We start from the raw sequence: 16,777 nt of genomic DNA, 5'->3' as shown, positions 1-16,777 counted from the left end.
GGACGTCGGCATCCTCTACGACAACGGCCAGACCGAGGACAGCCGCAACGTCTCGGCGCTGTGGACCCTCACCAGCACCGGCACCGACTTCACCAACCCGTCCAAGAAGTGGGATTCGGGCACGGGCAGCTGGAACGCGGCCGCGAGCAAGGTGACGGCCGGCGACTTCGACGGCGACGGCAGGGCCGACGTGGGCGTCCTCTACAACTACGGCCGGCAGGCGGACGGCACCAACCGCACCGGCCTGTGGAAGTTCACCAGCACGGGCACCGGCTTCGCCGACCCGGTGAAGCCGTGGGACAGCACGACCTTCGGCAGCTGGAACTGGTTCTCCAGCGACCTCGTCTGAGCACCCGGACGACGCCCGCGAGGCCCGCCACCCCCAGGTGGCGGGCCTCACAGTCGTGTACGGCCCCCACCCTGTCGATCAGAATGAGGTTAGGCTAACCTATCTTTGATCTGCCCGGGCCGACCCGGCCCGCACGGAGGCGACTTCGCCGTGCCCCGCAACGCCCGAGCCACCCAGAAGGTGTCCTGCCCCATGACGAACGCCGAGAAGGCCCCCTTCCAGTTCTTCGCCCTCCAGGTCGACCGGACGCGACGGCTCGGGCCGTCCCTGGTCCGCGTCACCTTCACGGGAGAGGACCTGAAGGGCTTCGCCGCCGGGGGCCGCGACCAGTCGCTGTCGCTCTTCCTGCCGCACCCGGGACAGGAGGCGCCCGCCCTGCCGCCGCTGGACGACCCGGACATGTACGCGATCCTCGGGGCCTGGCGGGCGATGCCGGACGACGAGCGGGCCGTGATGCGCTCGTACACCGTGCGGGAGCAGCGCACCGAACCCCACGAGATCGACATCGACTTCGCCATCCACGAGGACGGCGGACCGGCCTGCCGCTGGGCCGGGCGCGCCAAGCCCGGTGACCGGGTGGTCGTGCTGGGCCCGGCGGTCGCGGACAACACGGGCGTCCGGTTCCGGCTGCCCGAGGACGCCGACTCCGTGCTGATCTGGGCGGACGAGACGGCCCTTCCGGCGGCCTCGGCGATCCTGGAGTGGCTGCCGGCCGAGACCCGCGCACAGGTGTTCCTGGAGGTGCCGTACTCCGGCGACCGCATGGAGCTGGCGACGGAGGCGGACGCCACCGTCACCTGGCTCGTACGGGAGGAGGGGGCGCCCTCCGCCGTGGACGCGGTGCGCGGGGCGGAACTGCCCGGCGAGTCCCCGTACGTCTGGATCGCGGGCGAGTCCGGTTCGGTCAAGGCGCTGCGCCGGCACTTCGTCCGGGAGCGCGAACTGGACCGCCGCCGGGTGACGTTCGTCGGCTACTGGCGCAAGGGGCTGTCCGAGGACGCGCTGCGCGAGGTCCCGGACGAGACGCAGGAAGACGCCTGACGGCCCTTCGGGCGCTTTGCGCGACGGCCCTCCGATCCTTCGGGACCGGGGGGCCATTGCGCTGTAAAATTAGGTTAGGCTAACCTAACTACTGTTGATCGCTCGGCGATCCAGGCATTCCCGGCGTTCCCTCCCGAAAGGGCCCCCACATGCGCTCCCACCTGCTCAACGACACCACGGCGGAGAGCTACCGGCGCTCCGTCACCGAAGGAGTCGAGCGGGTGGCGAGCAAACTCGCCGCGACGCGAGGCCCCTTCACCGGTGTGACGCCCGCCGAGCTCGCGCCCGTCATCGACGCCGTCGACCTCGACCGGCCGCTCGGGGACGCCTCGGCCGCGCTCGACGAGCTGGAGGACGTGTACCTCCGCGACGCCGTCTACTTCCACCACCCCCGCTACCTGGGCCACCTCAACTGCCCGGTGGTCATCCCCGCCGTCCTCGGCGAGGCCGTCCTCTCGGCCGTCAACTCCTCGCTCGACACCTGGGACCAGAGCGCCGGCGGCACCCTCATCGAGCGCAAGCTGATCGACTGGACCACCGGCCGGATCGGCCTCGGCCCGGCCGCCGACGGCGTCTTCACCAGCGGCGGCACGCAGTCCAACCTCCAGGCGCTGCTGCTGGCCCGCGAGGAGGCCAAGACGGACGACCTGTCGAAGCTCCGGATCTTCTCCTCCGAGTGCAGCCACTTCAGCGTCCAGAAGTCCGCGACCCTCCTCGGCCTGGGCCGCGACGCCGTCGTCTCCGTCCCCGTCGACGGGAACAAGCGGATGCAGTCCGTCGTCCTCGCCGCCGAGCTGGAGGCCTGCCGCGCCGAGGGCCTCGTCCCGATGGCGATCGTCGCCACCGCCGGCACCACCGACTTCGGCTCCATCGACCCGCTGCCCGAGATCGCCGCCCTCGCCGAGGAGTACGGCGCCTGGATGCACGTGGACGCGGCCTACGGCTGCGGCCTGCTCGCCTCCCGGACCCGCCGCCACCTCCTCGACGGCATCGAGCGGGCCGACTCGGTCACCGTCGACTACCACAAGTCCTTCTTCCAGCCCGTGAGTTCCTCCGCCGTCCTGGTCCGCGACGGCGCCACCCTGCGCCACGCGACCTACCACGCGGACTACCTGAACCCGCGGCGCACGGTCGCCGAGCAGATACCGAACCAGGTCGACAAGTCCCTCCAGACGACCCGCCGGTTCGACGCGCTCAAGCTGTGGATGACGCTGCGCGTGATGGGCGCCGACGGCGTCGGCGAGCTCTTCGACGAGGTGTGCGACCTGGCCCGGGAGGGCCACGCCCTGCTCGCCGCCGACCCCCGCTACGACGTCGTGGTCGAGCCGCAGCTCTCCACCCTCGTCTACCGCTACGTCCCCGAGGCCGCCACCTCCCCCGAGGAAGTCGACCGGGCCAACCTCCACGCCCGCAAGGCCCTCTTCGCCTCGGGCGAGGCCGTCGTCGCCGGCACGAAGGTCGACGGCCGCCAGTACCTCAAGTTCACCCTGCTCAACCCCGAGACCACCGCGGCCGACATCGCCGCCGTCCTCGATCTGATCGCCGGCCACGCCGAGCAGTACCTGGGAGAGAACCTTGTCCACGCCTGAGACGGCTGAGATCCACGACTTCATCGGCATCGGGCTCGGTCCGTTCAACCTCGGACTCGCCTGCCTGGCCGAGCCGATCGACGAGCTGAACGGCCTCTTCCTGGAGTCCAAGCCGGACTTCGAGTGGCACTCGGGGATGTTCCTCGAAGGCGCCCACCTCCAGACCCCGTTCATGTCGGACCTGGTCACGATGGCCGACCCGACCTCGCCGTACTCCTTCCTCAACTACCTGAAGGAGAAGGGCCGGCTGTACTCGTTCTACATCCGCGAGAACTTCTACCCGCTGCGGACCGAGTACAACGACTACTGCCGCTGGGCCGCCGGGAAGCTCTCCTCGGTCCGCTTCTCGACGACCGTCGAGACGGTGACCTTCGACGAGGCCGACCAGGTGTACGTCGTCTCCACCGAGGCCGGCGAAACGTTCCGCTCGCACCGGCTGGTCCTCGGCACCGGCACCCCCGCGTACGTCCCCGAGACCTGCGCGGACCTCGGCGGCGACCTGATCCACAACTCGCGGTACCTCCCGAACAAGGAGGCGCTCCAGAAGAAGAAGTCCATCACCCTGGTCGGCAGCGGCCAGAGCGCCGCCGAGATCTACTACGACCTCCTGTCGGAGATCGACGTCCACGGCTACCGGCTCAACTGGGTGACCCGCTCCCCGCGCTTCTTCCCGCTCGAGTACACCAAGCTCACCCTGGAGATGACCTCCCCGGAGTACGTGGACTACTTCCACGCGCTGCCCGAGCAGACCCGCTACCGCCTGGAGACCCAGCAGAAGGGCCTCTTCAAGGGCATCGACGGCGAGCTGATCGACGCCATCTTCGACCTGCTCTACCAGAAGAACCTGAACGGCCCCGTCCCCACCCGGCTCCTCACCAACTCCGCGCTGCACACCGCCGCGTACGACGACGCCTCCGGCACGTACACGCTCGGCTTCCGCCAGGAGGAGCAGGAGAAGGACTTCACCGTGGAGACCGAGGGCCTGATCCTCGCCACCGGGTACAAGTACGCCGTCCCGGCCTTCCTCGAACCGGTTCGCGACCGCCTCAACTGGGACGGCCAGGGCCGCTTCGACGTGGCCCGCAACTACGCGATCGACACCACGGGCCGCGGGGTCTTCCTGCAGAACGCCGGCGTGCACACCCACTCGATCACCTCGCCCGACCTCGGCATGGGGGCGTACCGCAACGCGTACATCATCGGCGCGATGCTGGGATACGAGTACTACCCCGTCGAGAAGTCCATCGCTTTCCAGGAGTTCGCCGCATGACCGTCCAGATACGCCCCTTCGACCCGTCGAAGGACGCCCGGCTGATCCATCCCTGGGTCACCCACCCCAAAGCCTCCTTCTGGATGATGCAGGGCGCGACGCCCGAGGACGTCGAGCGCGAGTACGCGGCGATCACCGCCCACCCGCACCACGACGCCTTCATCGGCCTGATCGACGGCGAGCCGGCCTTCCTGATGGAGCGGTACGACCCCGCGCACCTCGAACTGGTCGGCCTCTACGACCCGCTCCCGGGCGACGTCGGCATGCACTTCCTCGTCGCGCCCACCGACACCCCCGTGCACGGCTTCACCCGCCGGGTGATCACCGCCGTGATGGCGGAGCTGTTCGCCGACCCGGCGACCGAGCGGGTCGTCGTCGAGCCCGACGTCTCCAACAAGGCCGTCCACGCGCTCAACGAGGCCGTCGGCTTCGTGCCCGAGCGCGAGATCCAGAAGCCGGAGAAGAAGGCCCTGCTGAGCTTCTGCACCCGCGCGCAGTTCGAGGCGGCCGTGGCGGTGGCGGCATGACCCTCACCGACCCCGTCGCCCACCTCACCCCCGAGCGCTGGGCCGCCGCCAACCGCGCGCTGATCCGCAAGGGCCTGGCCGAGTTCGCCCACGAGCGGCTGCTCAACCCGCAGGAGCTGGGCGAGAGCCGCTACCAGGTGCTCAGCGACGACGGCACGACCGAGTACCGCTTCACCGCCGACCGGTTCGCCCTCGACCACTGGCAGGTCTACCCCGAGTCGATCAGCCGCCACCGCGGCGACGAGCAGCTCCCGCTCGACGCGCTCGTCTTCATCACCGAGCTCCGCGGCTCCCTCGGCCTCAGCGACGAGATCCTCCCGGTCTACCTGGAGGAGATCTCCTCCACCCTGGCCGGCACGGCCTACAAGGCGACCAAGCCGCCCGTCACCGCCGCCGAGCTCGCCCACGCCGGCTTCCAGGCCATCGAGACCGGCATGACCGAGGGCCACCCCTGCTTCGTCGCCAACAACGGCCGGCTCGGCTTCGGCGTCGACGAGTTCCGCGCGTACGCCCCCGAGGCCGCGAGCCCCCTCCACCTGATCTGGCTGGCCGCCCGCCGCGACCGCGCCACCTTCACCGCCGGCGCGGACATCGAGTACGACGCCTTCGTCCGTGCCGAGCTCGGCGACGCGGCGGTGGACGGCTTCGCCGCGACCCTCGCCGGCCGCGGGCTCGACCCGGCCGACTACCTCCTCATGCCCTGCCACCCGTGGCAGTGGTGGAACAAGCTGTCCGTCACCTTCGCCGCCGAGGTCGCCCAGCAGCGCCTGGTGTACCTGGGCGAGGGCGACGACAGCTACCTGGCCCAGCAGTCCATCCGTACCTTCTTCAACACCTCGGACCCGGCCAAGCACTACGTCAAGACGGCCCTGTCCGTCCTGAACATGGGCTTCATGCGCGGCCTCTCGGCCGCCTACATGGAGGCCACCCCGGCCATCAACGACTGGCTGCACCAGCTGATCGAGTCCGACTCCGTCTTCGCCGCGGCCCGCTTCTCGATCATCCGCGAGCGCGCCGCCGTCGGCTACCGGCACCTCGAGTACGAGGCCGCCACCGACCGCTACTCCCCGTACCGCAAGATGCTCGCCGCCCTCTGGCGCGAGTCGCCGGTCCCGTCCCTCGCCGAGGGCGAGCGCCTCGCCACGATGGCCTCGCTCCTCCACGTGGACCACGCGGGCGCGTCCTTCGCGGGCGCCCTGATCAAGGAGTCGGGCCTGGAGGCGGCCGTCTGGCTGCGCCGCTACCTGGACGCCTACCTCCTGCCGGTCCTGCACAGCTTCTACGCCTACGACCTGGCCTTCATGCCGCACGGCGAGAACGTCATCCTCGTCCTCGACGAGAACGGCACGGTCTCCCGCGCGATCTTCAAGGACATCGCCGAGGAGATCGTCGTCATGGACCCGGCGGCGGTGCTGCCGCCGGCCGTCGAGCGCGTCCGTGCCGAGATCCCCGAGGACATGAAGCTCCTCTCGGTCTTCACCGACGTCTTCGACTGCTTCTTCCGCTTCCTGGGCGCGACCCTGGCCGCGGAGGGCGTCCTCGACGAGGACTCGTTCTGGCGCGCCGTCGCGGACTGCGTGCACGCCTACCAGGCCTCCAAGCCGGAGCTCTCGGACCGCTTCGCGCAGTACGACATGTTCGCGGAGACCTTCGCCCTCTCCGCGCTCAACCGCCTCCAGCTGCGCAACAACAAGCAGATGGTCGACCTGGCGGACCCGTCGGCGGCCCTCCAGCTCGTCGGCGACCTGGTGAACCCGATCGCCCGCTTCGCCTGACCTCCCCAGGTCCGAAGACCGATGTGAGCCCCGCCGGAGTACGGTCCTCCGCCGGGGCTCACATCTGTTCCACGCCCGCCCGACGCGGGTGGGCGCGTTCCCGCTCGTACAACCTTCCGGAAGGTCGTTGGTCTCACCTGACGAAAGGGGAACACATGCGCACGATGATCAAGCGCGGTCTGGCGTCACTGCTGGGCCTCGCGACCCTGGGCGGCGTCGCCGTCGGCACCGCGGCGCCGGCCCAGGCCGCCGTGTCGGACTGCCCGGCGGGCTACTTCTGCGCCTGGACGCAGGAGGACGCGAAGGGGTCGATGCTCAAGACGAAGACGAACATGGCCACGATGGGTTCGTGGGGCACCCGGTTCGGCTCGTACATCAACCGGACGTCGCTGTACACCTGTCTGTACGAGTCCCCGGAGTACAGGTGGTACGACGGCTACTGGTCGGAGGATCCGGCAGTCAACGGCTCCTGGACCACGGGACCGATGACCACGATCGCCTCGCTGAAGTTCGTCCGGACGGAACGCGAGTGCTCCCGACCCGCCTACCCCTCGTGGAAGGCGGTGGCATCGCCCACGGCGGCCGGCTTCGGCGACCTGAACCGTGACCGCAGGGCCGATGTCCTCGCCCGGGACCTGGTGGGGCGGCTGTGGTTCCTGCCCGGCGACGGCTCGGGCCGACTGGTCGGCTCCGGCGGCTGGAACGCCATGAACGCCTTCGTGCGCCACGGTGACTTCACCGGCGACGGCCGCGAGGACGTCCTCGCCCGCGAGGGCTCGACCGGCAGGCTGTGGCTGTACACCGGCGCGGGGACGGGCGGGCTCGGCACGCGCAAGCTCATCGGGTCGGGCGGCTGGAACGCCATGGGCCGGATCGCCGGCGTCGGGGACCTGTCCCGGGACGGCCGCCCCGACGTGCTGACCGTCGAGAAGGCCACGGGCAAGCTCTGGCTCTACCCCGGCACCGCCTCCGGTGGTCTCGGGGCCCGCAAGCTGCTCGGAACCGGCGGCTGGAACGCCATGAACGCCCTGGTCGGCCCCGGCGACACGAACGGCGACGGCCGCGTGGACGTGATCGCCCGGGAGAGGTCCACGGGCAGGCTCTGGTCCTACCCGGGGACCGCTTCGGGTGGCCTCGGAACCCGCAAGCTGATCGGAACCGGCGGCTGGAACGCGATGGACACGTTCCTCGCGGTCGGTGACACCACCGGCGACGGCCGCCCCGATCTCTCGACCGTCACCAACAGCGACTACGTCCTCGGCGGTTCCCGGGGGAACCCGGGGTGGCTGGTCGCCTACCGCGGCCTCGGCACCGGCGCCTTCGCGGCCGGCGATACGACCGACGGCGAGTGGTGGGGCCTCAACGGCGCCTTCTGACCCACCGGCGGGGAGACGGCCCCGTCCGACCGCCGCACCGAAGCGGAACGCCCGGCCGGGTCTCCCCCGGCCGGGCGTTCCGTTTCGGTGGGTGTGCTACTCCGCCGGCCAGGGCACCTGCGGGGAGCGGTGGTAGGCGATGCCGAGGGCGTCGAAGCGGGGGGCCTGTTCCGCGAGGCGCAGCTTGTAGCTGTCCCAGTCGTGGGTGGACGCCGGGGACCAGCCGAGTTCGGCGATGCCGGGGAGGCGGGGGAAGGCCATGACGTCGAGGTCGGCGGGGGTGGCGAGGGTCTCGGTCCAGAGGGGGGCCTCGACGCCGCGGACGGCGGTCTCCGGGACGCCCGGGAAGTAGGTCGCCGGGTCCCAGTCGTACGACCGCTGGACCTCCACCGTCCCGGCCCAGGTGAGGCCGAGGGGGGTGTCATGGGTGTACTTGATGTCGAGGTAGGTGCGGTCGGCGGGCGAGAGGATCAGTCCGGTGCCGCCGCGCGCGGCCTCGGCGACCCGGTCCTTCTCGGCGGCGGGGGTGCGGTCGAGGCCCCAGTACTGGACGAGGGCGCCGGGGGCGGGGGTGGCGCCGGTGAGCTGGTGCCAGCCGATGACGGTCTTGCCGTGCCGGGCGACGACGGGCTGCACCCGGTCCATGAAGGCGGCGTAGTCGGCGTGGCTGGTGGAGCGGGCCTCGTCGCCGCCGATGTGGATGTAGCGGCCGGGGGTGAGGGCGGCGATCTCGCGGATCACGTCGTCGACGAAGTCGTACGTGACGGGCTTGGTCGCGCAGAGGCTGCTGAAGCCGACCTTGATGCCGGTGTAGAGGGGCGGGGCGACGCCGTCGCAGTTGAGTTCGGCGTAGGAGGCGAGGGCGGCGTTGGTGTGGCCCGGCATGTCGATCTCGGGGACGACCTCCTGGTAGCGGGAGGCGGCGTACCGGACGATCTCCTCGTACTGGTCCTTGGTGTAGAAGCCGCCGGGGCCGCCGCCGACCTCGGTGGAGCCGCCGTGGGCGGTGAGGCGCGGCCAGGAGTCGACGGCGATGCGCCAGCCCTGGTCGTCGGAGAGGTGCAGATGGAGGGTGTTGATCTTGTAGAGGGCGAGCTGGTCGATGTACCGCTTCACCTCGTCGACGGTGAAGAAGTGGCGGGAGACGTCGAGCATCGCGCCCCGGTAGGCGTAGCGGGGGGAATCGGTGACGGTGCCGCCCGCGATCTTCCAGGGGCCGGCCTGGCGGGTCGTGCGCTCGACGGCGGAGGGCAGCTGCTGGCGCAGGGTCTGGACGCCGCGGAAGAGGCCGGCGGGCTCGTGGGCGGTGAGGGTGACGCCGTCGGGGCCCGAGGTGAGCCGGTAGCCCTCGTCGCCGAGCGCGGTGTCGTCGGGGCTGAGCCGGAGCCGGATGCCGCCCGGGGCGGCGGCGTCGTCGACGACGGGGAGCGGGAAGCCGGTGGCGGGGCGGAGCAGCCCGGCGAGGTAGCGGCCGACGGCCCTGGGCTCGGGGGAGGTGCCGTCGACGCCGATGCGGGTGGCGCGGGTGAGGGTGTACGGCTCGCCGCCGGGGGCGACGGAGGCGGGGACGGGGACGATCCGGCCGAGCGGGCGGACCTCGGGTTCGGCGGCTGCGGTCCGGGTGTCCGCGGAGGCCTCGCCGCAGGCGACGCCGGCGGACGCGACGAGGAGGAGGGAACCGATCAGTCGTGGAATCCTTCGGCGCTGTGTCACGGGCAAGCTCCCCTTCGGGCGATCGGCGCGTCCGTATGTATCTGTCTGTATATCCGCTCTGTCACCTTGCGTACCGCCCCCCTCACATTCCGTCGAGGTCTGGACCAATAAGCCATTTCCGGTCGGCAATCGCGGCACCCCTGCCCGATTTCGGGCAGGATTCTTGCGTTCCGCCCGGGGAACCCCTCAATATCGACGAGTGCTCGAACGCCGCCCGTCGCATGACGACCTCATCGACCACCTGGTCCGCAGCACCGCGCTCCGGCGCGGTGAGGCCGCCCGGGTGGTGCTCGACGTGCTGGCGTACTTCGACGAGACGACCGAGGAGTTCGTCCGCCGCCGCCACCGCGAACTGCAGTCCGGCGGGGCGGTGAACGCCGAGATCTTCGAACGGATCTCGGGCGAGCTGCCGCACCGGGCCGTGGCGCCGCAGGAACTGTCGCTCCGGCAGCTGCGGCGCATCGTCTACGGCTGAGTCACGGCCGGGCACACTCACCGATCTGGAGGGGTTTCACCTTTATGTGCGGAATTGTCGGTTACATCGGTAAGCGCGACGTCGCCCCGCTGCTGCTGGAAGGCCTGCAGCGCCTCGAGTACCGGGGTTACGACTCCGCCGGCATGGTCATCACCAGCCCGAAGGCCACCGGCCTGAAGATGGTGAAGGCCAAGGGCCGGGTCCGTGAGCTCGAAGCCCGCGTCCCCAAGCGCTTCACCGGCACCACCGGCATCGCCCACACCCGCTGGGCCACCCATGGCGCGCCGAGCGACATCAACTCGCACCCGCACCTGGACCCCGAGAACAAGGTCGCCGTCGTCCACAACGGCATCGTCGACAACGCCCAGGAGCTCCGCGCCAAGCTGGAGGCCGACGGCGTCGTCTTCACCTCCGAGACGGACACCGAGGTCATCACCCACCTCATCGCCCGCTCCCAGGCCGAGACCCTCGAGGACAAGGTCCGCGAGGCGCTCAAGGTCATCGAGGGCACCTACGGCATCGCCGTGATGCACGCCGACTTCAACGACCGCATCGTGGTGGCCCGCAACGGCTCCCCGGTCATCCTCGGCATCGGCGAGAAGGAGATGCTCGTCGCCTCCGACGTCGCCGCTCTGATCGCCCACACCCGCCAGGTCGTCACCCTCGACGACGGCGAGATGGCCACCCTCAAGGCCGACGACTTCCGCACCTACACGGTCGCGGGCGCCTCCACCACCGCGACCCCCGAGACCGTCGAGTGGGAGGCCGCCTCCTACGACATGGGCGGCCACGACACGTACATGCACAAGGAGATCTCCGAGCAGCCCGACGCGGTCGACCGCGTGCTGCGCGGCCGGATCGACGACCGCTTCTCCACCGTGCACCTCGGCGGCCTGAACCTGGACGCCCGCGAGGCCCGCTCCATCCGCCGCATCAAGATCCTCGGCTGCGGCACCTCGTACCACGCCGGCCTCATCGGCGCCGGGCTCATCGAGTCGCTGGCCCGCATCCCCGCCGACGCCGAGCCGGCCTCGGAGTTCCGCTACCGCAACCCGGTCGTGGACCCCGACACCCTCTACATCGCCGTCTCCCAGTCCGGTGAGACCTACGACGTGCTCGCCGCCGTCCAGGAGCTCAAGCGGAAGGGCGCCCGCGTCCTCGGCGTCGTCAACGTCGTCGGCTCCGCCATCGCCCGCGAGGCCGACGGCGGCGTGTACGTCCACGCCGGCCCCGAGGTCTGCGTCGTCTCCACCAAGTGCTTCACCAACACGGTCACCGCCTTCGCGCTGCTCGCCCTGCACCTGGGCCGCATCCGCGACCTGTCCGTCACCGACGGCAAGCGGATCATCGAGGGCCTGCGCAAGCTGCCCGCGCAGATCAGCGAGATCCTCGAGACCGAGGACGAGATCAAGAAGATCGCCGCGGAGTACGCGGGCGCCCAGTCGATGATGTTCATCGGCCGGGTGCGCGGCTACCCCGTCGCCCTGGAGGCCTCCCTCAAGCTGAAGGAGATCTCCTACATCCACGCCGAGGCCTACCCCGCCTCCGAGCTGAAGCACGGCCCGCTCGCCCTCATCGAGCCGGCCCTGCCGACGGTCGCGATCGTCCCCGACGACGACCTGCTGGAGAAGAACCGCGCCGCCCTGGAGGAGATCAAGGCCCGCAGCGGCCGCATCCTCGCGGTCGCGCACCAGCCGCAGGCGAAGGCCGACCACACCATCGTCGTGCCGAAGAACGAGGACGAGCTGGACCCGATCCTGATGGGCATCCCGCTCCAGCTCCTCGCCTACCACACGGCGCTCGCCATGGGCCGCGACATCGACAAGCCGCGCAACCTGGCCAAGTCCGTCACGGTCGAGTAGCGGCGGCCTCGGGGCCTGTCCCCCCGAGCCGCACCGCCGGGCCTGTCCCCCGGCGGAACTCGGCCTGACCCACGCAGCGGTCCCCGTGCACACCCAGGTGCACGGGGACCGCTGTCTTTCTCCTGCCCGGGCCGGGTTCGGTGACGGGGTCACCGGACCCGTGGCGTCAGCCGGCGGCCGGAGCGCTCGCCGCGCGGCGGAGCGACGTCGGCCAGCCCGCCACCGCCGCCGTGGCGCCGTACCAGGCGACGAGGCCGGCGAGGGCGGCGACCCAGCCGCCCGCCTTCCCGAGGCCGCTGTTGTCGACGAGGGCGCCGATGCCGAGCAGCAGCAGCGCGACGAACAGCAGCCCGTACACGCCCTGTCCGAAGAGTCCGCTGCCCGATGAGGCCATGGTCAGCGTGAGCGCGAGGAGCGCCCACAGGAGGAGGAACAGACCCGCGGCGTCGGCCGAGCCGGCGCCGCCGACCCCGGTTCCCCAGGTGAACCAGAAGGCGCCGAGCCCGGCGTACGCCGTGCCCTCTCCCTTGTCGCCCGCCCGGAGGGCGAGGAGACCGACGAGGAAGAGCGTGACCCCACCGACCCAGGTGGCGAGGCCCGCGGCATCCGCTGCCGCGACGTTGTCGATGACCCCCGTGCCGCCCAGGCCGAAGGCCAGCAGGGTCAGTCCGAGAGCGAGGTGTCCGAGAGTGGAGGCGGTGTTTCCCGCGGCGACTTCGTTGTCCACGGCGGGCTCCCTTCAGTGTGCAGTCGTGCTGCGTGAGCTGCTGTGATCCGGTGACCTTTATGTACCCTTCACAAGCACACAATTCACCTGAGGAAGGCCGAATTTATGGCCGGATGACGGCAGTTGAGGGAGAGGCCTGACGGATCGTCCGGGGCGGGAGGGGGCCTCGGGCACGGGACGACCGGCCGGCGCGAGCCCGGCGCGGGAGTCGCGCGACCGTTACGCAGGGTTCGCACGACGGGCCTCGCCGCGGGTCCCCGCACACCGCCGCGGAGCCGCGGGGGAGTCGCCGGGTTCCCTCGGAAGAGTTACGGGATGACGATGACGGGGCGCTGGGCGCGGCGCGCGAGGCGGCCGGCCACCGAGCCGAAGATCCGCCCGACGATCCCGTGCGTGGAGCCGACCACGATGGCGTCGGCCGAGTACTCGCGGCCGACCTCCTCCAGCTCGTGGCAGATGTCCCCGCCGCGCTCGACGAGGATCCACGGCACCTCGGAGAGGTGCTCGGCGCAGGCCAGCTCCAGGCCCAGGACCTCGGTGCGGTGGTCGGGCACGTCGACGAAGACGGGCGGTTCACAGCCGGCCCACACCGTGGTGGGCAGCCGGTTGGCCACGTGCACGATGATCAGGCCCGATCCGGAGCGCCTGGCCATGCCGATGGCGTACGCGAGGGCTCGCTCACTGGACGTGGAGCCGTCGAAGCCGACGACGACCCCGTGCCGGAAGGCCGGGTCGCAGGCGTGACGTGGCTGTTCTACCGCCAGGGGGTCGACCGTGGAATCGGCGACGCGCTTGCGGTCCGCGGGTTCGGGGAATTCGTGACCGGCCATCGGTGTCTCGGCGAAGAGGGTCCTCGTGGGAAGGGACGGGGAAAAGAAGGGGACGAACGACGGGTGACGGCGGAGCTGTGTCCGGGAATCATCTTCCCAACCCCATACCCCCAAGGGTACGGCGCCACTCCTCTCCTGCCCAGAGCCCGCCGTGTCACTCCCGGCGTGCGCACCGCTCGCGCGCGGCGTCCCAGGGAGCATGCACGAGCGGCTCGGGATCTGGCAATGCCGGTTGTGCCCTACAGGCGTCCGTACGGGGGCCAAACGGACGTCGCCCAGAGTGACCGGAACGTTCCATTCCTCGTTGCCACAGGTCCAGCCCACCGTCGCAGGGAGACCGCCCGTGCCCGCACCATCGACCGCCGCCGGCCAGACCTCCGCCGCCCCCTCCCCCACCCTCGGCGCGCCCCGCGGCCGCCGCCGGGCCCCCGCCCCCTCGCCGACCGCCGTCGCCGTCGCCGTCGCGGAGCCGGACCCGGGGACGGCGGCGGTCACGGGGACGGCGGCGGTCACGGGGGCGGGGGCCGGGGGCCCGGCCGACGACGTCGTCCGCTGGGCGGTCTTCTGCTGCGCGCTGGTCCCGGTGGTGCTCGTCGTCTACGGCACCTCGCTCGGTGGGGCCGCCGGGACCGCGTTCGGGCTCGTCTCGGTGACGGCGGCCTGCCGGGTGCTGCTGCGCCGCTCGGAGCGCGGACTACGCTCCGAGGGCGCCCGCCGCGGGCGCCGCGAGCGGGCCTGAGCGGGGTACGGGTCGCCTCCACACCCCTTGGAGTTGACAGGTTCGTACACCCGACCCCATATGTTTTCAGCCAAGTTCAACGTGTCGGCGAGTCCTTGGCGGAACGATTGCCCAACCCCGGTACAGGGACCGCCGAGCGCCCTGGCCCCAGGCTCCGTACCCCCCATGTACGGGGTCGTTCGTCGTCGCGTCCGCTGTCGCGCGCCCGGAGGAGGGGAGACATCGCGATCGATCGCTTCACGCCAAGTTGCCTTGTCGACAATCCACCGGATGGAGAACTTGTCACGCCGGCGCCACGGGACACAGTAGATTCGATCATGGGTACCGAAGACTGGGGTCTCGTGCAAAACCGAGGGGAAACGTGCAGCAGCGACACGACCAGGGAGACGCGAACACCGAGGGGGGCTTAGCGTCATGAGCCAGGACTCCGCCGCACCGGAGGCCGCACGGAAGCTGTCCGGGCGCCGCCGTCGCGAAGTCGTCGCGGTGCTGCTGTTCAGTGGCGGCCCCATCTTCGAGAGCTCCATCCCGCTCTCCGTGTTCGGCATCGACCGGCAGGACGCCGGAGTGCCCCGTTACCGGCTGCTCGTCTGCGCAGGCGAGGACGGTCCGCTCCGCACCACCGGCGGGCTCGAACTCACCGCGCCGTACGGCCTGGAGGCGATCAGCCGCGCGGGGACCGTCGTCGTCCCCGCCTGGCGGTCGATCACCTCGCCGCCGCCGCCGGAGGCACTCGAGGCGCTGCGCCGCGCGCACGAGGAGGGGGCCAGGATCGTCGGCCTCTGCACCGGTGCGTTCGTCCTCGCCGCGGCCGGCCTGCTCGACGGCCGCCCGGCGACCACGCACTGGATGTACGCGCCGACGCTCGCCAAGCGCTATCCGTCGGTCCACGTGGACCCGCGGGAGCTCTTCGTCGACGACGGGGACGTGCTGACCTCCGCGGGCACCGCGGCCGGAATCGATCTGTGTCTGCACATCGTGCGGACCGACCACGGCACCGAGGCCGCGGGCGCGCTGGCGCGCCGGCTGGTCGTCCCGCCGCGGCGCAGCGGCGGTCAGGAGCGCTACCTCGACAGGTCTTTACCAGAGGAGATCGGCGCCGACCCGCTGGCCGAGGTCGTCGCCTGGGCGCTGGAGCACCTCCACGAGCAGTTCGACGTGGAGACCCTGGCTGCCCGCGCGTACATGTCACGGCGGACCTTCGACCGCCGGTTCCGCTCGCTGACGGGCTCGGCCCCCCTCCAGTGGCTGATCACCCAGCGGGTGCTCCAGGCGCAGCGGCTGCTCGAGACCTCCGACTACTCGGTCGACGAGGTCGCGGGCAGGTGCGGCTTCCGCTCCCCGGTGGCGCTGCGCGGCCACTTCCGGCGCCAGCTCGGCTCCTCGCCGGCCGCCTACCGGGCGGCGTACCGCGCCCGGCGGCCGCAGGGCGAGGCCGGCACGGCCGTGCTCGACCCGGTCGTGCCCGTCCAGGTCCCGGCAGGCGTCAGGCGCTCGCCGCTCGACCCGGGCAAGCCGCAGTCCGACGCCTACGCGCCCGGCCGCGCCTCCCTGCCGGGCCAGCGCAGCGCGCCGTAACCGAAGACCCGCACGGCCACAAGCCGCGCACCGCAGAACCGACGGGCGCCCGGGGACACCTCCCCGGGCGCCCGTCGGCCTGCTCGGGCAGGCCCTGGAGCCCCTAAGGTGGACACATGAACGATCGCATGGTGTGGATCGACTGCGAGATGACCGGGCTCTCGCTGACGGACGACGCACTCATCGAGGTGGCCGCACTGGTCACCGACTCGGAACTGAACGTGCTCGGCGAAGGCGTGGACATCGTGATCCGCCCGCCGGACGCGGCCCTGGAGACCATGCCCGAGATCGTGCGCCAGATGCACACGTCCTCGGGGCTGCTCGACGCGCTCGCCGACGGGACGACTCTCGCCGACGCCGAGGCGCAGGTGCTGGCGTACATCCGCGAGCACGTGAAGGAGCCGGGCAAGGCGCCGCTGTGCGGGAACTCGGTCTCCACGGACCGCGGCTTCCTCGCACGGGACATGCCGGCCCTGGAGAGCCACCTGCACTACCGGATCGTCGATGTGTCCTCGGTCAAGGAGCTGGCCCGCCGCTGGTACCCGAGGGCGTACTTCAACAGTCCGGAGAAGAACGGCAACCACCGGGCGCTCGCCGACATCCGCGAGTCCATCGCCGAGCTGCGCTACTACCGCGAGGCGATCTTCGTCCCGCAGCCCGGCCCGGACTCGGAGACCGCGAAGCGGATCGCGGCCCGGCACGTCCTGCCCGCCGAATAGCCGCCCGCTCGCGCCCTCGAAAACCCGCTCGGGAAAACGCGGGCGCGAGCACCCTCCAGGACCCTGTAGACTTCTTCTCGGCCGGTCAGGGAAACCTTCGGGGAAACCGCCGGTCATGGTGGGTATAGCTCAGCTGGTAGAGCACCTGGTTGTGGTCCAGGATGTCGCGGGTTCGAGTCCCGTTACTCACCCTGAAGGCCGAGGCCC

At 71.1% G+C, this 16,777-nt stretch carries 14 protein-coding genes, 1 tRNA gene and 1 pseudogene; 13 read left to right on the top strand and 3 right to left on the bottom strand.

All coding sequences use genetic code 11. From position 1 onward, the window contains the following. The 7 genes and pseudogenes from OO54_RS29655 to OO54_RS29625 form a co-directional block, all read left to right on the top strand. Nucleotides 1–349, top strand: a pseudogene (locus tag OO54_RS29655) (FG-GAP-like repeat-containing protein); the annotation flags it as partial. A gap of 192 nt (nt 350–541) precedes the next feature. After that, nucleotides 542–1,390, top strand: a complete 849-nt coding sequence (locus tag OO54_RS29650; RefSeq protein WP_033208455.1) for a siderophore-interacting protein — start codon at nt 542–544, stop codon at nt 1,388–1,390. A gap of 149 nt (nt 1,391–1,539) precedes the next feature. Beyond that, the gene (locus OO54_RS29645; protein WP_017237160.1) at nt 1,540–2,979 is read left to right on the top strand and encodes a pyridoxal phosphate-dependent decarboxylase family protein; all 1,440 of its coding nucleotides are present in this window, start codon (nt 1,540–1,542) and stop codon (nt 2,977–2,979) included. Continuing rightward, entirely contained in the window at nt 2,966–4,249 is a 1,284-nt protein-coding gene (locus OO54_RS29640; RefSeq protein WP_033208420.1) for a lysine N(6)-hydroxylase/L-ornithine N(5)-oxygenase family protein, read from the top strand. The genes OO54_RS29645 and OO54_RS29640 overlap by 14 nt, the downstream gene beginning before the upstream one ends. Then, on the top strand, nt 4,246–4,776 hold the full coding sequence (locus OO54_RS29635) for a GNAT family N-acetyltransferase (protein ID WP_017237158.1): 531 nt from the start codon (nt 4,246–4,248) through the stop codon (nt 4,774–4,776). The genes OO54_RS29640 and OO54_RS29635 overlap by 4 nt, the downstream gene beginning before the upstream one ends. Beyond that, nucleotides 4,773–6,551: an IucA/IucC family protein gene (locus OO54_RS29630; protein WP_033208418.1), complete on the top strand. Its 1,779-nt coding sequence runs from the start codon at nt 4,773–4,775 to the stop codon at nt 6,549–6,551. The genes OO54_RS29635 and OO54_RS29630 overlap by 4 nt, the downstream gene beginning before the upstream one ends. 155 nt (nt 6,552–6,706) lie before the next feature. Continuing rightward, nucleotides 6,707–7,927 (top strand): FG-GAP-like repeat-containing protein, encoded by a 1,221-nt coding sequence (locus OO54_RS29625; protein WP_033208417.1) that lies wholly within the window; start codon nt 6,707–6,709, stop codon nt 7,925–7,927. Between the two features lie 96 nt (nt 7,928–8,023). Here the strand turns inward: OO54_RS29625 and OO54_RS29620 are convergent, their stop codons facing one another. Continuing rightward, entirely contained in the window at nt 8,024–9,640 is a 1,617-nt protein-coding gene (locus tag OO54_RS29620; RefSeq protein ID WP_033208414.1) for a beta-N-acetylhexosaminidase, read from the bottom strand. Between the two features lie 199 nt (nt 9,641–9,839). Here OO54_RS29620 and OO54_RS29615 point away from each other — a divergent pair, with 199 nt between their 5' ends. Beyond that, nucleotides 9,840–10,115 carry a hypothetical protein gene (locus OO54_RS29615; protein ID WP_033208411.1) on the top strand — a complete coding sequence of 92 codons (276 nt, stop codon included), beginning with the start codon at nt 9,840–9,842 and terminating at the stop codon, nt 10,113–10,115. Nucleotides 10,116–10,159: 44 nt separating this feature from the next. Further along, nucleotides 10,160–11,977 carry a glutamine--fructose-6-phosphate transaminase (isomerizing) gene (gene glmS / locus OO54_RS29610; protein WP_033208409.1) on the top strand — a complete coding sequence of 606 codons (1,818 nt, stop codon included), beginning with the start codon at nt 10,160–10,162 and terminating at the stop codon, nt 11,975–11,977. A 166-nt stretch (nt 11,978–12,143) separates the two neighbouring features. Here the strand turns inward: glmS and OO54_RS29605 are convergent, their stop codons facing one another. Both OO54_RS29605 and OO54_RS29600 read right to left on the bottom strand, forming a co-directional pair. Beyond that, entirely contained in the window at nt 12,144–12,704 is a 561-nt protein-coding gene (locus OO54_RS29605; protein ID WP_033208406.1) for a GPR1/FUN34/YaaH family transporter, read from the bottom strand. A gap of 308 nt (nt 12,705–13,012) precedes the next feature. Next, nucleotides 13,013–13,534 carry a universal stress protein gene (locus OO54_RS29600; RefSeq protein ID WP_015033782.1) on the bottom strand — a complete coding sequence of 174 codons (522 nt, stop codon included), beginning with the start codon at nt 13,532–13,534 and terminating at the stop codon, nt 13,013–13,015. Nucleotides 13,535–13,877: 343 nt separating this feature from the next. On the opposite strand from OO54_RS29600, the gene OO54_RS29595 reads away from it, so the two are divergent. From OO54_RS29595 to OO54_RS29580, 4 genes are all read left to right on the top strand, one after another. Further along, nucleotides 13,878–14,273 carry a hypothetical protein gene (locus OO54_RS29595; RefSeq protein WP_033208403.1) on the top strand — a complete coding sequence of 132 codons (396 nt, stop codon included), beginning with the start codon at nt 13,878–13,880 and terminating at the stop codon, nt 14,271–14,273. Between the two features lie 414 nt (nt 14,274–14,687). Beyond that, nucleotides 14,688–15,851, top strand: a complete 1,164-nt coding sequence (locus OO54_RS29590) for a helix-turn-helix domain-containing protein (protein WP_017237151.1) — start codon at nt 14,688–14,690, stop codon at nt 15,849–15,851. 116 nt (nt 15,852–15,967) lie between these two features. Then, nucleotides 15,968–16,570: an oligoribonuclease gene (orn, locus tag OO54_RS29585; protein WP_033208401.1), complete on the top strand. Its 603-nt coding sequence runs from the start codon at nt 15,968–15,970 to the stop codon at nt 16,568–16,570. Nucleotides 16,571–16,688: 118 nt separating this feature from the next. After that, nucleotides 16,689–16,761, top strand: a tRNA-His gene (locus OO54_RS29580). The last annotated feature ends 16 nt before the right edge of the window (nt 16,762–16,777 follow it).

This window comes from Streptomyces wedmorensis, assembly GCF_000716445.1.
GTDB lineage: Bacteria > Actinomycetota > Actinomycetes > Streptomycetales > Streptomycetaceae > Streptomyces > Streptomyces wedmorensis.
The sequence above is the reverse complement of the archived record's forward strand: the minus strand, read 5'-3'. Positions and strand labels throughout refer to the sequence as shown.

Excerpts from the sequence above, each read along its gene's own strand:
- OO54_RS29600 (WP_015033782.1), bottom strand. The coding sequence starts at position 13,534 with ATGGCCGGTCACGAATTCCCCGAACCCGCGGACCGCAAGCGCGTCGCC.
- OO54_RS29650 (WP_033208455.1), top strand. The coding sequence starts at position 542 with ATGACGAACGCCGAGAAGGCCCCCTTCCAGTTCTTCGCCCTCCAGGTC.
- OO54_RS29645 (WP_017237160.1), top strand. The coding sequence starts at position 1,540 with ATGCGCTCCCACCTGCTCAACGACACCACGGCGGAGAGCTACCGGCGC.
- OO54_RS29625 (WP_033208417.1), top strand. The coding sequence starts at position 6,707 with ATGCGCACGATGATCAAGCGCGGTCTGGCGTCACTGCTGGGCCTCGCG.
- OO54_RS29590 (WP_017237151.1), top strand. The coding sequence starts at position 14,688 with ATGAGCCAGGACTCCGCCGCACCGGAGGCCGCACGGAAGCTGTCCGGG.
- glmS (WP_033208409.1), top strand. The coding sequence starts at position 10,160 with ATGTGCGGAATTGTCGGTTACATCGGTAAGCGCGACGTCGCCCCGCTG.
- OO54_RS29635 (WP_017237158.1), top strand. The coding sequence starts at position 4,246 with ATGACCGTCCAGATACGCCCCTTCGACCCGTCGAAGGACGCCCGGCTG.
- orn (WP_033208401.1), top strand. The coding sequence starts at position 15,968 with ATGAACGATCGCATGGTGTGGATCGACTGCGAGATGACCGGGCTCTCG.
- OO54_RS29630 (WP_033208418.1), top strand. The coding sequence starts at position 4,773 with ATGACCCTCACCGACCCCGTCGCCCACCTCACCCCCGAGCGCTGGGCC.